The 14,342-nt window shown below is 59.9% G+C and carries 10 protein-coding genes and 1 pseudogene; 3 read left to right on the forward strand and 8 right to left on the reverse strand.

Going from position 1 to position 14,342, the window contains the following annotated elements; genetic code table 11:
* Positions 1-208: 208 nt before the first annotated feature.
* Both VF436_RS16050 and VF436_RS21740 read right to left on the reverse strand, forming a co-directional pair.
* Entirely contained in the window at positions 209-3,715 is a 3,507-nt protein-coding gene (locus tag VF436_RS16050; protein ID WP_330905035.1) for a YadA-like family protein, read from the reverse strand.
* 42 nt (positions 3,716-3,757) lie between these two features.
* Positions 3,758-3,886, reverse strand: a pseudogene (locus VF436_RS21740) (ESPR domain-containing protein); the annotation flags it as partial.
* Positions 3,887-4,185: 299 nt separating this feature from the next.
* Here VF436_RS21740 and VF436_RS16055 point away from each other — a divergent pair.
* Positions 4,186-5,523, forward strand: a complete 1,338-nt coding sequence (locus VF436_RS16055) for a sensor histidine kinase (protein WP_330905036.1) — start codon at positions 4,186-4,188, stop codon at positions 5,521-5,523.
* Positions 5,524-5,536: 13 nt separating this feature from the next.
* Here VF436_RS16055 and VF436_RS16060 read toward each other — a convergent pair whose 3' ends face one another.
* The 3 genes from VF436_RS16060 to VF436_RS16070 form a co-directional block, all read right to left on the reverse strand.
* Positions 5,537-6,331, reverse strand: coding sequence for a response regulator transcription factor (locus VF436_RS16060; protein ID WP_330905037.1), 795 nt, complete (start codon positions 6,329-6,331; stop codon positions 5,537-5,539).
* A gap of 113 nt (positions 6,332-6,444) precedes the next feature.
* The gene (locus VF436_RS16065; RefSeq protein ID WP_330905038.1) at positions 6,445-8,850 is read right to left on the reverse strand and encodes an ATP-binding protein; all 2,406 of its coding nucleotides are present in this window, start codon (positions 8,848-8,850) and stop codon (positions 6,445-6,447) included.
* Positions 8,847-9,521: a response regulator transcription factor gene (locus tag VF436_RS16070; protein ID WP_330905039.1), complete on the reverse strand. Its 675-nt coding sequence runs from the start codon at positions 9,519-9,521 to the stop codon at positions 8,847-8,849. Before VF436_RS16070 ends, VF436_RS16065 begins: the two co-directional genes overlap by 4 nt.
* A gap of 505 nt (positions 9,522-10,026) precedes the next feature.
* Here VF436_RS16070 and VF436_RS16075 point away from each other — a divergent pair.
* Positions 10,027-12,183, forward strand: a complete 2,157-nt coding sequence (locus VF436_RS16075) for an ATP-binding protein (protein WP_330905080.1) — start codon at positions 10,027-10,029, stop codon at positions 12,181-12,183.
* Between the two features lie 25 nt (positions 12,184-12,208).
* On the opposite strand, the gene VF436_RS16080 is transcribed toward VF436_RS16075, so the two are convergent.
* Positions 12,209-12,583, reverse strand: coding sequence for a YciI family protein (locus tag VF436_RS16080; RefSeq protein ID WP_330905040.1), 375 nt, complete (start codon positions 12,581-12,583; stop codon positions 12,209-12,211).
* A gap of 167 nt (positions 12,584-12,750) precedes the next feature.
* Between VF436_RS16080 and VF436_RS16085 the strand changes: the two genes are divergently transcribed.
* Positions 12,751-13,131, forward strand: coding sequence for a hypothetical protein (locus VF436_RS16085; protein ID WP_330905041.1), 381 nt, complete (start codon positions 12,751-12,753; stop codon positions 13,129-13,131).
* A gap of 382 nt (positions 13,132-13,513) precedes the next feature.
* Here VF436_RS16085 and VF436_RS16090 read toward each other — a convergent pair whose 3' ends face one another.
* Positions 13,514-13,888, reverse strand: a complete 375-nt coding sequence (locus VF436_RS16090; RefSeq protein WP_330905042.1) for a VOC family protein — start codon at positions 13,886-13,888, stop codon at positions 13,514-13,516.
* A 110-nt stretch (positions 13,889-13,998) separates the two neighbouring features.
* On the reverse strand, positions 13,999-14,340 hold the full coding sequence (locus VF436_RS21745; protein ID WP_414649873.1) for an RHS repeat-associated core domain-containing protein: 342 nt from the start codon (positions 14,338-14,340) through the stop codon (positions 13,999-14,001).
* Positions 14,341-14,342: the final 2 nt, after the last annotated feature.

A 14,342-nucleotide genomic window follows, 5' to 3' on the forward strand; every position in this document is an offset into this window, starting at 1 on the left:
GAAATCTCGAAAAAGCCTCACCCATGGGTCGCGCAGACCGATGACTACATGTGCTGCCACGGCACTGCGCTTATTGCTTATTCGAGTCCCTGAAGCCACTCCACGGCAGGCTTTGTCACGCACGCTCAAGCGAGCGCTTGGCCATCAGGATAAAAACGGGACACATTTGTATTTCGTGCAATGGTTACCAGCACGCAAGCACGCAGCGTCACCAGCCGAAGCTGATGCCCAGCGTGCCGCTGGATTCGCCGCCGCCGGCGATGGAACCTCCTACGAGTACAGCGCCATTACCAGGAATGCGGCGGGCATAGCCCACGGATAAAGCACCCTGGCCGCGATAACCACCTACTGCCGCGCTCACGCGATTGTCGGTACCGGGAGCGGCGGCGATCGCGCCGGCCATGCCTGCCAGCGCAGATCCCATGGCACCCACGCGATTGAGTCGTGTATTGAGCCCGCTCAAGCGCGTGTTCACGTCAGTCTTGAAGGCATCGAAATCCGAGCTGCTGACCAGACCTGCGGTTCTCTGGTCGGTATATGACTTGGCCTGTTCGAGCGTTTGTGCCGTGGCGGCATCGGCATATTGTTGCGCCGTAACCAGCGCCTCCTGCACCTGGCCGACATTGGCCGCATCCGTCGTGGCTGTACCTGCGGCGACATTGCCCACAACCGCCGGGGCAGCCTTGCCAGGTTGATCGGCAACAGGGACAGCCTCGGCACGTGTAGCTTCCGTCATCATCTGGCTAGCGATCGTCTCGGCAGCCGTTGCTTTCACCGACCGTGAGGAACCTCCACTCTCCAGCACCCCTACACGATAATCCAGCTCTCCCAACTTGCCATCGACCGCACTGAACGCATCGCCCACGTTGTAATAAACGCCCCCTTGAATGCTGTACATAGGCGACAACAGGCCCGCTGCCGTCATCGAGGCGCCACCGCCAAACATCTGTGCCAGATGATCACCCATGTCGAACAACTGGCTGCCGTTGATGGCTTCGGTGCTGCTGGCCATCACCTTGCCGTCGGCCACACGGGCGATAACCGTGCCATCCGCACCCGCCAGGGTGATCCGCTGCTGATCGTCACCATCATATTTGACCGCGCGCGCGACACCCTCGCCGACCCCATTGATCGCATCGTCAAGCTGCTTGAGATTGACTGCGTCGGTATCTTGCGTGCCAGCCGCCACATGGGTGATCTGGCGCTCAAATCTGGCATTGCCTACAGACACTGAGTTTGCTCGGTCCGCTACCGACATGGAGCCAAGCGACACGGAGTTTTCGGCCCAGGCAAAGGAGAAATGGCCAAGTGCAACGCTGTCTTTCGCCATCGCTACGGCATAAGAGCCCAATGCCACGGTGTACGGCGCTGCAGTCAGCGCCGAACGGCCGATGGCAAGCGCATCCTCGCCTCCTCCGGCCATGGAATCCGTGCCGATCGCTATGTTATTCAGGCTCCATGCCAAGGCTCCCTTGCCCAATGAAATCGAGGATGTGCCGAGGGAAAAAGCGTCACCAATGGCGATGGAATCGGCGGCATCGGCCAGTGCACCAGGCCCCACCGCAATCGAGTTGGGGCCCTTGGCGAAACTACGCACACCCAAGGCTGTGCTTTGTTCACCATAGGCCCGGGACTGTGAACCTATCGCGGTCGCACCCTCGAACGTTGCCAAGCTATTGCTGCCCACGGCCGTGGTCAACGCACCGACGGCACCGCTTCCATAGCCCAGTGCCGCGCTGGCCGATCCGAGCGCGGTGGCGCCCGAACCGTAAGCTGCCGAATTGTCATCCATCGCATAGCTACCGGCACCCACGGCCGTCGCGTACGTGCCATCCGCCTGCGCATCGTCAAAGCCCGTCGGCGCGCCGTTAGCCTTGAAATAACGCATGGCTTGCGTGGTGTGCTGCTGCAACTGGCCCACGTTCACGGCGTCGGTCTGTTCCGTGCCGGCTGCCACATTGGTGATTTGCCGAGAAAGGGCCTCATGTTCGTGCCCATAACCGTCTGTCCACGGCGCCGATGCCCCGACTGACACCGCAAGAGGGCGATCAGCATGCGATCCCGCCCCTAGCGCCACTGACTTGTCCGCACCGTAATCCACCTGGCTGCCCTGACCCAGCGCCGTACCTTCGCTGTTGAAGCTCAAGGCTTTGGCACCGACTACCGTACTGCCAAATGCCCATTCGGCCACATAAGAACCTGCACCGATGGCGGTGGACTGGAACGCCCGTGAACTTGCATTGGAGCCAACGGCGGTTGCTTCACTTGCCTGGAAACCAGAGCTGCCAGCACCCGCCCCGACGGCGGTTGAATTACTGCCGAGCACGGACGCTCCCGAACCTACCGCGGCATTGTTATAGCCTCCGCGCGTGGATGACGCGCCGCCCAGTGCCATCGAAAACAACCCATCGGCAGTGGCGTTCCACCCCAACGCAACGTTGCCCAGGCCATCCAGCACAGACGCGTTCTCGCCAATGGCCACACCACGAATCGACGCGGCGTTGGCCGCAAGTCCCAAGGCGATACTGCCCCAATGGTTAGATTGGGCCCGGGTACCGATAGCGATTGCGTTGTACTTCGAAGCCATGGCGTCGTCACCGATAGCCATGGTCTGCTCGGCCGTTGCCTGGGCATGACGCCCGATAGCAATGGAGCCCTCTGTTTGCGCCTTCGCCCCATGGCCGTGGGCAATCGAGGAGATGCCCAACGAGAGACTGCCCGCGCCCTGCGCCAGACTGAAATCACCCGCCGCAATGCTGTAGGCACCCGTAGCGATACTGGCCTCACCCACACTTTGCGCACGAAAACCGGCTGCCAGACTGCCTGGGCCGTAAGCGATTGCATTGCCGCCGACAGCAGTCGATCCTGTGCCCGATGCCCTGCTCAACGCGCCCAATGCGGTGGCGGCCTGGTCGGCCTCGGCGCTCGCATGCGTACCCACCGCAGTATTCCCAAGACCTTGCGAGAATGCGCTTTGCCCCACGGCGACCGACGCATCGCCCATGGCCGCCGCATCCTGGCCAAAAGCCGAACTGCCGATTCCAGCGGCGACACTTTCCGCGCCCATCGCCGTGGCGGCATTGGCACTGGCGCGTGCGTTGCGTCCTGCCGCGACCGCGCCATCGCCATGCGCGACTGCATCGTCGCTGCCATCATGCTTACCCTCGGCCTTCAAGTAATGTCGCGCGTCGGCCATCGCGTCCGACACCTCATCAAGCTGCCGCTTGTTGACCGCATCGGTTGCCTGGCTGCCATCGGCAACGTGGACGATCTGCCGCTCTGCGCCCTTGGCGCCTACAGACACCGCATCAGCACGATCACCCACGGCATTGGCACCAAGCGCGACACTATTGACCGCCATGGCTCGTGCACGTGAACCTAGCGCAGTACCGCCATTGGCAGCCTCCATGACGCGAGCATCGTATCCTACCGCAGTGCCGGCATTGGCACGTGCCTGGGCGTTGGAACCCAGCGCGGTGCCAGTCGCCTGCAAGGCCTGAGCATTGGCGCCTAGCGCCGTGGTATTGGTCTCCGCAGCGTTGGCATGGCTACCTACCGCCGTTGAACTTGTCTTGAGCGCCTTGGCCCGGGCACCCAGCGCCGTGGCAGCATCAGCCGTCGCCAGCGCACCATCGCCCACCGCCGTAGCGTCTCGCGCAGGATGGGCAGCGACATCCGCCACCAAGGCTTGCTCGACCACGAGAGCGCGCGTCATATTCGCCGCTTGCGCAACACAAGCAGTCGATCCCAAAGCAAGTAACGACAAACTCAGGGCAGCCCGCACACGCCGCAACGATGGTCCTTTGACGCCTGGCTTGGCCAGTTCCGATGCAACGACCCATTGTCCGATCGATTGCTTCCAGATCCTGCTGTAAATCCTGTTCATTTCCGATCACTCCCCGATTGCCATAATCCATAAGCAGATGCGGCACGACCGTCGTCGCGATCAGTCGTGCCCTCACCTCGATCTTCCATGGCCGATCGTGTGAGCCGACGAGCTCTCTGAATATCTCGTCGTGGGCTAAACATGCCGGTGTCGCTGACACTAAGTCACGCACGCTTTCCAACAATTTTCGGCCAATCTCACGCAATCTCACCCTTGCTCACGCATGGCAGTGCTTGCCCTGACATACGAGGAATGCGACAAATGGCAGCACTGAGGAGCAACACACACAGGATGCGCGGATGATTCATCGTATCTGGGCGTCCATTCGCCACCGGTTCGGCCATACGCTCACCACCGATACGCCGGACACGTGCCGCACACGGATGCGATGGCTTGCGTGGCTGGCGGGGATAGCGTTTCCGCTGGACTGGGCTTATCGCCTATGGATCACCTGTTTGCAGCATGAAGAATCACATCATGCGCATCTGGTCATTTACACGGGGGCAGTATTGGCTTCGTGGGCAGCCGTGTGGTTGATGCAGCGTGGCTACACAAAAGGCTCGGCGCTATTGCTTGCAGCAGCCATGGTGTCCCTGGCCTCGATCACGGCTCTGACACATGGGCTTTCAGCGATGCATGACAATCATCCAAGCCTGATGCTGGGTCAAGCCTATGTCGGCATGGCTTTGGGCCGACGAGCATCATGGGCGACATGCGCGGCGTGGATGGTCACCCTTGCCGCAGGCTTATTTACCGAAGCCATGCGGCTTTCCCATATGGGCCTACCCTGGACACCCGCGTTTGCGCATGCACCCTCCGCTGCACTGGGCTCCCTGGTCGCGACCATCGTCATCAACTATTGCACAACCCTTACGCAGCCCTCGGGCGGCGCGGCCCATGCTCCTATGGAGGTGGCACCATCGCCAGAAAAGTCACTCCAGGAACTGCACGTCCGAAAAATGGAAACACTGGGCCGTATGACTAGCGGCGTAGCCCATGACTTCCAGAACGTCATCAGTGTGATCCTGGGATTTACCGGTCGCCGGGAACGCTTTGCCGATACAGGCTCAGCAGCGTTGCTCGATGCATTGGCGAGTGTGGAGGTGGCCGCCAGACGTGGCCTCACGATCAGCCGCAAGCTGCTCGCCTTTGGCCGCCATGAGGTCACACTGCACGAAACCTTCGATGCTATCCATGCCCTTCGCGAACTGGAGCCCATGTTGCGCCAGATGCTCGGTGCGCGCATTCGTATCCACGGGCCCCATGCATCCGTTCGTCGCGCCTACATATGCATGGATCGCAGCCAATTCGAATTGGCTGTGCTCAATATCGCCGCCAATACGCGTGACGCGGTCGCCGGACAAGGAGATTTCGGCATGGCGATCGAAACCGACACCCAGGCCAGGCTCGCTGTGATCGAGTTGAGTGACAACGGGCCGGGCATGAGCGAAGAGGTCCGCACGCGCATCTTCGAACCCTTCTACACCACCAAATCACCCCATGCAGGCACTGGCCTTGGCCTAAGCGCGGTGCACGAATGGATCACTCGGGCAGGTGGCTCTGTCGAGGCAAGCAGTTGTATCGGCCAGGGCACTGTCGTGATCATTCGGCTTCCGCTGCGAAGCGCAACACCGTGATAGCCGCAAGGAATCAACCCGTGGCCCTGGCCTCAACTGCACCTCGCGCAAAAACATAACCCATACCGCGAGCCGTCAAGAGCGGAAATGTCTCTCGACTCTGTTCGGCAACCTTGCGGCGCAATCGGTAGATCAGCATCTCCAGACGATGAGGATCGAAGTCGTAGACATCGCTCGACAGTTCGGCAATCAAACATTCTCGCCTGACCGGGGCTCCTTGCGCAGCAATCAACCGCCGCATGACACATCGCTCGGGCACTGATAGCGCAATCACTACACCGCATGGAGAAAGTAGGCACCAGCCATCCGTTTCCAGGCACCAGCTTGATGACACCCGATTCGATGACAACGAGGGTGGTAAAACCTTACCGCATTGAGCCTCGGCACGGATGCGGCGCATGAGGCTATGCAGACTGGCCGCCAGCACCTCGATGTCCACCGGCTTTGAGAAAAACATGTCAGCGCCTTCGGTCATGGCATGGATCCTGTCGTCCCGCTGCTGACTGGCGGAAAGTATGACGATACCGATGGAAGACATGGCGCGAAGATGCCTGGTTACCGTCAGACCATCCTCATCCGGGACGCCGATATCCAGCAATGCGATATCAAAGCGGTTCGTCAACATGAGTCGATACAACTCCGCTGCCTTGCCACAACCGGCCGCCTCGAAGCCATGATCGACCAAGCCGGGCAGAAGCAGGCGATCCCGCAGCAGTACATCGTCTTCCAGCACGACGACTCGTAACGGACACGAGTGCAACCGGCGGGGATCTCCAAGATGATTCATATCCATTCGACCATCAGCCATTTGAGCTACCGGGAAGCTGCCAACTCCCGGCCAACGCAACGACTATAGCAAGGCCAACTAGTTCTTCCTTAGGCTTTGCTGCGATATGCGTGTCGAAACAACACGACAGGTATTTACTCGGATGAACCTTTCACGGCAAGCCAGGACGCAATGGCCTGCTGCAAAGCATCCCATTCGCCTTGCAGCGAATCCAGCGATTGACCACCACGGGCCGCCATCTCGATGGCCTGGGCGTGTTCGGCCAGCACCGAGGCTCCCACCATCATGCCAGCTCCTTTGAGGCGATGAGCATGATGAATGACACGCTCGCGATCACCATCAGCGAGCGATGAATCGAGTGCTGCTTCGTCTTCTTCCACGGATTGACGATAGAGCGCGTGAAGATCCACGACTTGCAATGGATCTTTCGGTGGCGAGGGAGTCGAGGATTTACCCACCGAAGGCGCCGTACCCAGCCACAACCCCAGCATGCCACGAAGCTCGTCGATGCGCAGGGGCTTTTTGAGCACGCCATCCATGCCTGCCGCCACACAACGTTCCAGATGCGCCGCATCCGTCGCCGCGGAGATCGCAATGATGGGTACACGAGCCAATCCCAGTTCGGCTTCGCGCGCACGCACGCGGCGCGTCGCTTCGTAGCCGTCCATTTCCGGCATATGACAATCCATGAGCACGAGTTCGATCGTATCGTCCTGAGTCAGCGCCTGGAGAGCCGCCTTGCCGTCGGCAGCCAAGACGCTTTGCAGGCCCAGTGCATGCATCTGTTCGGACAGGATGAACCGATTCTGCGGATGATCCTCAACGATCAGCACCTTGCCGCTAGCCACTGGTCGCGCGTGCTCAGCCAGAGGCGGGGCGTCACGGAGGGTTGCCTCGGACGGTGGTGCAGTCAGCCGTACAGGAAGGATAAAGCGCACCGTGGTGCCCTTGCCCTCTTCACTATGCAGCTCGATCGTTCCGCCCATGAGCGTGACCAGTTCACGGCAGATAGTCAGGCCAAGGCCCGTGCCCCCATACTTGCGTGTCGTACTGGTGTCGGCCTGATGATAGGCGTCGAAAATCCGCTTCTGCTGTTGCTTGTCAATACCAATACCGGTATCGGCCACGCTCACCGTCAGGAAGCCTGCACCCTGGCCGGCGTTATCGATGTTCACGTCCACGTCGATGTGGCCTTCATACGTGAACTTGACGGCATTGCCCAGCAGGTTCATCAGCACCTGCCTCAGGCGTGTCGGGTCAACGGTGACGTAATGGTGACCGGGATTTTCCATACGCACATGAATGGGAATCGCTTTGTCCTGCGCTTTGACCCGGGCCACCTCGACGGCTTTCTGCACTTGATGACCGATATCGACCGGCACCAGTTCCAACTGCAGTCGGTGCGCGTCGAGCTTGGATAAATCCAGGACATCATCTAGCAGGGCCAGCAGCGCCTCGGCAGCCGTGGCCGCGGTATGTGCCAACTTGCGATCCCGCTCGCGTCCCAGGGACTGCTGCAACATTTCGATCGACGCCAGAATGGCGTTCATGGGAGTGCGTATCTCATGGCTCATCACCGCGAGAAAGCGCGATTTGGCCGATTCGCTGGCCTGGGCTCTGCGCTGTGCCACCCTGGCGCGCCAGGCAAACCAGGCCAGTAGCGTAACGCCAAGCACAAGCAGCAGTAATTCGGTGCGCCGATAGTAAAGCAACGATTCGAGGCTGGGCTTGCCATAGTCGACCGAACTGGCCCAGCGCTCATAGATCACGTCCGTATCGTGCGCGGAAAGTGCGCCCAGCGATTTGGTGATGATCGACAACAACAACGCGTCTTCCTTGCGCACGGCCATGGCATTGACCAGGGGCATGTCCGCCATCAGCCCCGAGACCCCCAGGCGTCCGGTATATTGTCGCCTCAGCAAGGGCAGCAAAGCCGCCTCGCTGCCCACCATGGCGTATGCATCTCCCCGTAAGACCAGTTCCAGGCCCTGATCCATCCTTGCCGTGTGGACGGGCGTGATATCAGGAAAGCGTTGGTGGAACTCCTGTTCCACCGCGCTGCCCGCGCGAATGACCACCTTCTTGCCATCCATCTGCGTGGGATTAAGCACCACGGGCTGATCGGCGCGCGTGACGATGATCAAGGGTGAGGAGAAGTATGGACTGGTAAATGCCAGCTGGTCGCCGACGACGCGATTCATGCGTAGCGGCGTGGCATTGGGGAAAAGGTCGATTTTGTGATCGAGAAAGTACTGCTGGGCCTGATCCCAGTTCTCGGTCGGTACCAGCTCGAAACGCAGTCCGGACTGGCGAGCCACCGCATTGAGGAAATCGGCAACCAGCCCTCGGTACTGTCCGCCCTGGGCATACTCGACGGGCGCGGTGCGTGTGTCGGCCGCGAATCGCACCACCGGGTGCTCACGGATCCACTGCTGCTCTTCGGGGGTAAAAACCGCTGTGGCGTGACAGATCAGCGGCAGGCATAGCCAAGCCACCATGCCGGGCAGCCACGGCCAGCGGCGATATCTCCCAAAGGTCACTTGCCTTCCAGCAAATGGCGGATCTTGAAAAGCTCGTTATCGGTGCGGACACCGAGCTTTCGAAATGCAGCACTCTTCTGGGCACTGATGGTGGTGATGCTGCGCGAGAATTTGACGGCAATCTGGCTGACCGACATGCCATCCATATAGCAGCGCAATACCTCGCGCTCTCGCGGCGACAGCTTGGCGTCCTCAGTCAGCGCCCGCTCGCCGGTGGACAATTCCGAGGACCGGCCACCGGCTTCCATTTCGCTTGCCATCTCGTTGCTGAGGTATGTCCTGCCGGCCGCGACCGCCCGGATGGCCCTGGCCAGTTCCTTGTGCCCCTGCGCCTTGCCAACGAACCCCTTGGCTCCAGCTTTCATCGCCAGGGCCACCGTGGCTGCGTTGTAATGCGCCGACACAACCAGGATCTTCTCGTTGGGGAAGCGAACTCGCAAGGCCCGTATCAGATTGATGCCGTCGACCTCGGCCGGTCCCAGCGAGTAATCGATCACCAGCACGTCGGCGTGCTCGACTTGGAGCGCGGCGAACAACTCCTGGCTGGTCGTGAAGCTACCAGCAACTTCGAAGTGCATCTCCTGGGTCAGCAATAGCTCCAGGCCCCGGCGAACGACATCATGGTCATCCAACAGCATCAATCGCAAAGGCGTCATCAACGTACCGGACACGGAACCTCCCCACTGTTACCAGTGCAAACCCATCGAGCCGACGTCTCGACAACGCCCACGCCGCCAGGCAGGCAAGCGGCATGGATGCGACTCGTCCTGAGGGCCGTCGCCAGCATGCGCACGGGACCTGCCCCGCACCCAAATTGAACCCTTCCAAATACCGGGGGGCCTTCCGCGCCATCCGTACGGCATTGGACAACAAGCTTACTGACTTGCATCTGATTAAACCTTAACAAATTCATGACCCGCAAAGCGGGAAGCGATAAAAATATTTTTCGTACGAGTACTAGATACAAGCACGGACAGCGACTGGATACTTCTTCACCGGATTGAGCCCGGGAAGGGCTTACACCGAGCAAGCATAGGGCCCGGTAGACCTCGGCCGATACCTCTCCCTCCCCGCAAGGTCAGCATCCATGGCGCAGGTAGGTCGTCGGGCACTCCTCTCGACGCGTCCACGCCGGGACCTCATGCAAAGCCCCATCTGGAGACCGCCGTGAACCGCATGTTCGCCAGCCTGCTAATCCTGCTGCTCGTCATGGCCCCGGCTACCGCCGGGACCCCATCGCCGTTGTTCGATGCACAAGAGCAACAATGGATCAGGGACCATCCCGTGGTCGAGTTTGCCGGCTATCCCGACTGGCTGCCGTTCGAGACCGTCGAACGGGGACAGGTATCCGGGCTGGCGTTGGACTACCTGAGTGCCATTTCACGTGTCAGCGGCCTGACTTTCCGCCCGGTGCTCGAACCCGACCTGGCGGGGGCGCGGTCGGCACTCTCACTGCACAAGCTCGATCTGCTGCCCACCGTTGTCGCGGACAACGCTGGCGTGGATGCCGCCCATGGTCCATCCGATAGCATCAGTGCGCCATATTTCGTTGGCACCGCCGTAATCATTACTCGGGAGTCGATGCCCAACATCTACGATCTGAGCCGGCTGCAAGGCCATCGTGTGGCGGTGCGCGAACACGGCGTGATGTTCCGAGTGCTATCACAACGCTACCCGAAGATCACCCTGCTACCGATGGCCTCGCCGGAACAGGAGCTTCGGGCCGTGTCCGACGGATTGGCCGACGCGGCGGTCGATATCGATGCCTTGCTGATGCCTCTGTGGAGGCGCGGCTATTTCTCCAACCTGCACGTTTCAGGCATGGTCAACGATGCACTGCTGAACGTGCGCATGCGCGTACGCGATGACGAGCCGCTGTTGAAGTCCATCATCGACAAATCATTGGCATCGCTCTCAGCCAGTCAGACAGACGCCATGATGGAACGATGGATGACCGACTCGGATTTCGGCGCCCCGTCCTGGCGTGTGCTGTTGCGCTTCCACACCGTAGCGTTCGTGACGCTGGCAGCGGGACTGGCGCTACTGCTGATGCTCTACGTTTTCGCGCGACGCGACCGGCAACGAGCGATGCGTAGCGAACAGGAGAAGGCGCTGTTCCTGGCCACCATGAGCCATGAAATCCGCTTGCCCGTAAGCGCCATCTTTTCCGGCATTGAATTGCTTCGCACCACATCGCTCGATGAAGACCAGCAGCGTATCGTCAATACGACCGCCGCGTCCGCCGACGCCTTGCTGCACTTGGTCGACGACATACTGGACCTGTCACGCCTGGAAGCCAACGGCCTCACGCTCATGCCCGGCCCGGTGGACCTGCGCAAGATCACCGACGACGTCGTCAATGTCGTGCTGCACAAGGCGCAGGAGAAAATGATTCCCATACACGTCGACCTTTTCCTGGGCGGTGCGCCGACGATCTATGCCGATGCCATACGGCTGGAGCAAGTGTTGATCAACCTGCTGTCGAATGCGATCAAGTTCACAGAACGCGGGGCGATCACACTGGAAATGACGCTCCATCGCGGCCAAGGCCCCGAACTGCCGGCGCAATTGTCAGTACGAGTCAAGGACACGGGGATCGGCATCGCCGCCAACCGGCGCAACCGGCTGTTTCAGGCCTACGAACAGGCAGATAACTCCATCCAGCGCCGTTATGGGGGCGCCGGGCTTGGCTTGAACATCTGCCGGCAACTGGTAGAGCTCATGGGCGGCGTGATCGACCTCGATAGCGAAGTCGGTGTGGGCACCACCGTGGCATTCACACTGCCTGTCACCATATTGGACATGATTGACCCGGCAACGCCCGGGCAAGAGCCGGTTCCTGCCAAGCTCACTGTCGAGCCGATCGAAGCATCGCGCCGACCATCCATCCTGCTGGTGGAAGACCATCCAGCAAACCGATTTGTCATTGAGCAGCAGTTGCGTAGCCTGGATTGCCGGGTGACCGCTGCTGACTCCGGACAGATGGCCCTGGGCATGATCGCACGTGAATCATTCGATCTCATCTTGCTCGATTGCAACCTGCCCGATATCGGCGGATATGAACTGGCCAGGCGCATACGTGGCGAAGAAGGTCGTCAGCGCCATACCCCGATCGTCGCGATTTCAGCCAATACCAATGCCGTGCACAAGATGAGCTGCATCGAGTCAGGCATGGATGGCGTGCTGGCCAAGCCTCTTCAATTGGCCATGCTGCGCGCGGAAATCGCCCTATGGTGTGATTTCGAGTCCGTTGCTTGCCAATCGGAGGATCTGCCGCCCTCATGGCCCAATGAACTCTACGGTGACACGGAACGAATGCGCCAGGCCCAGTAACCAGACGCACAAGAACGGAATCTGCTCAGGCGCCGACGCGCTTGCGCACTCCGGCGATGTCGCGCACGGGACGAATCTCGATGCAGCCGGTGCGACTCCAGGGAAACTCTGACGCGATCTTCACAGCCTCGTCGAGGTTGTTCGCCTCGATCAGATTGAAGCCCGCCAGATACTCCTTGGTTTCGGCAAACGGGCCATCCAACACAGTCATCTTGTCGCCTCTCATTCGCAAAGACCTTGCCTGGGAAGGTGCCTCAAGCTGCTGCGAATCCAGCAAAAAACCCTGCGTTTTGAGCTCATCGGCATGTTCGAGACAACCACGCATCATGCTGTTGAACTCACTCTCCGGTAGCGCATCGAGCAAGCTTTCATCGCTGTAGATCATGACCAGAAACTTCATCGCGAACCTCCGAATCCCGATAGTTGGTACGTCACAAAACGGCGCTCCATCGATTAATGGTGGATAACTTGGAGACGCCAAGACTAGCTTGTCAAGTGAACGGGTGGCATTATCGCCATGCCAAACGCTGCACGGTGCAGCGATGGCTCACTGACATGGGGATAACCATGGCCACGGCAAAGAAAGCTACTGCAAAGAAAGCCGCCAAGAAGGCGACACGTAAATCTACGGCCAAGAAGGCCGCAGCGAAGAAGGCAGTCAGAAAGACCGTGAGGAAGGCAGCCGCCAAGAAAACCGTGCGAAAGACTGCACGCAAGGCCGCCAAGAAGACTGTAAGGAAAGCTGTAAAGAAGGCTGTGAAGAAAACCGCCCGGAAGGCAACGCGCAAGACGACGGCCCGCAAGGCCGCTACCAAGCGCCCGGCAGCCAGGAAGGCAGCCAAGAAAGCAACCAAGAGGTCCACTGCCAAGAAGACCACTGCCACGAAGCGTCCCGCCGCAAAGCGTGCCGCCAAGAAGGCAACTCGCAAGACCGCTCGTAGCCGCTGAGCCTCGCGGTACGACATGCAACACCTGGCAGCGGATGCCGCCCGGCCCCGCCGGTCGGCACCCGCTGCCACTTCATCTGCTTTTGACTGCAAGAGCGATTGCCCAAGCCCTGCAGACGCGTTTTCAGTCGCGGAAAGCAATCTACGACGTAGTTCCAGGTTGACGCCCTGAACCCTTTACATCGCGACTTCGCCGCGTCTGGCATCGCTCGATAGCAAGCGACTCCAGGGACCTCTAAAGCCCTATCATCAACATCGTCATTCCGGTGAAGGTCCGAATCCGCCGCCAGTAGTTCCATCAATCCGATGGCACTTACGTCCTGGCTCACGGCGTTTCATGCCCTAAAGCTCCTAGCCACGACTGAAGTCGCTCCGGCAGGCTGCTACATGCTGTGGAGATGCAGGATGTTGTTGTCTGGGTCATTGATCCATACGAGCTTCTTGTCACCAGCCCAATGCACGCCATCGCGCCATTCCAGCCCCAACTGCGGGTAATGCTCGAAGTGCACGTCCTTGCTGCGCAGGTCGTCGACGATGGCGTCGATCTGCTCCCCACAAGCCCACACCACGGCATTGCCCCGGTTGCTACCGGCCTCATCGGAACGGTAGACCACCAACGCCGTGGCGCCTGTGCGGAACACCAGCACCTCGCCATGGTCATCCTGTAACGGCAGGCCCAGCACGCTCTCGTAGAAGTGGCGCGCACGCCCGATGTCGCTGACCGCGACAATCGGCAAAGCATCGATATCACCCAACATGATCGCACCCGTGATTTGGCTATCTGTGCGCCGAAATTGCACCTGCCGCAGACATAGCGACGTGAAAATGAAGTCAGCACGCGGTGCCGCTCAAGGCGCCCACAAAGCACCTATCCCGTAAGGTCGACATTCTTTACAGGATTGTCATTAGCGTAAGCTGATCTATTGAATTCAAAAGTAAATCCAGCCTGCAATGGCTCAGGATCACCGCTTAGGAACCGCTCCACCACCGGATCATAATAACGCGCCTGCGAGTAGCTCAAGCCGCTGTCTGTATCCCCAGATACCCGACGCCCCACGCTGTTCGGTGCATTTCCAGGCGATCGTAATGCGTACGGACGATAGTCATAGGAAGCAACGACACCGTCGCTAGAATCCGCCTCAGCAAGCACGGCCTCCTTGCGGATGGGAATATATGTAGATATCTCTTCTACCTGCCAACGCAGGTCCACTC

Source organism: Dyella sp. (genome assembly GCF_036384435.1).
Classification (GTDB): domain Bacteria; phylum Pseudomonadota; class Gammaproteobacteria; order Xanthomonadales; family Rhodanobacteraceae; genus GSA-30.

Excerpts from the sequence above, each read along its gene's own strand:
- VF436_RS16050 (WP_330905035.1), bottom strand. The coding sequence starts at position 3,715 with ATGACGCGCGCTCTCGTGGTCGAGCAAGCCTTGGTGGCGGATGTCGCT.
- VF436_RS16085 (WP_330905041.1), top strand. The coding sequence starts at position 12,751 with ATGGCCACGGCAAAGAAAGCTACTGCAAAGAAAGCCGCCAAGAAGGCG.
- VF436_RS16075 (WP_330905080.1), top strand. The coding sequence starts at position 10,027 with ATGTTCGCCAGCCTGCTAATCCTGCTGCTCGTCATGGCCCCGGCTACC.
- VF436_RS16080 (WP_330905040.1), bottom strand. The coding sequence starts at position 12,583 with ATGAAGTTTCTGGTCATGATCTACAGCGATGAAAGCTTGCTCGATGCG.
- VF436_RS16055 (WP_330905036.1), top strand. The coding sequence starts at position 4,186 with ATGATTCATCGTATCTGGGCGTCCATTCGCCACCGGTTCGGCCATACG.
- VF436_RS16060 (WP_330905037.1), bottom strand. The coding sequence starts at position 6,331 with ATGGCTGATGGTCGAATGGATATGAATCATCTTGGAGATCCCCGCCGG.
- VF436_RS16090 (WP_330905042.1), bottom strand. The coding sequence starts at position 13,888 with ATGTTGGGTGATATCGATGCTTTGCCGATTGTCGCGGTCAGCGACATC.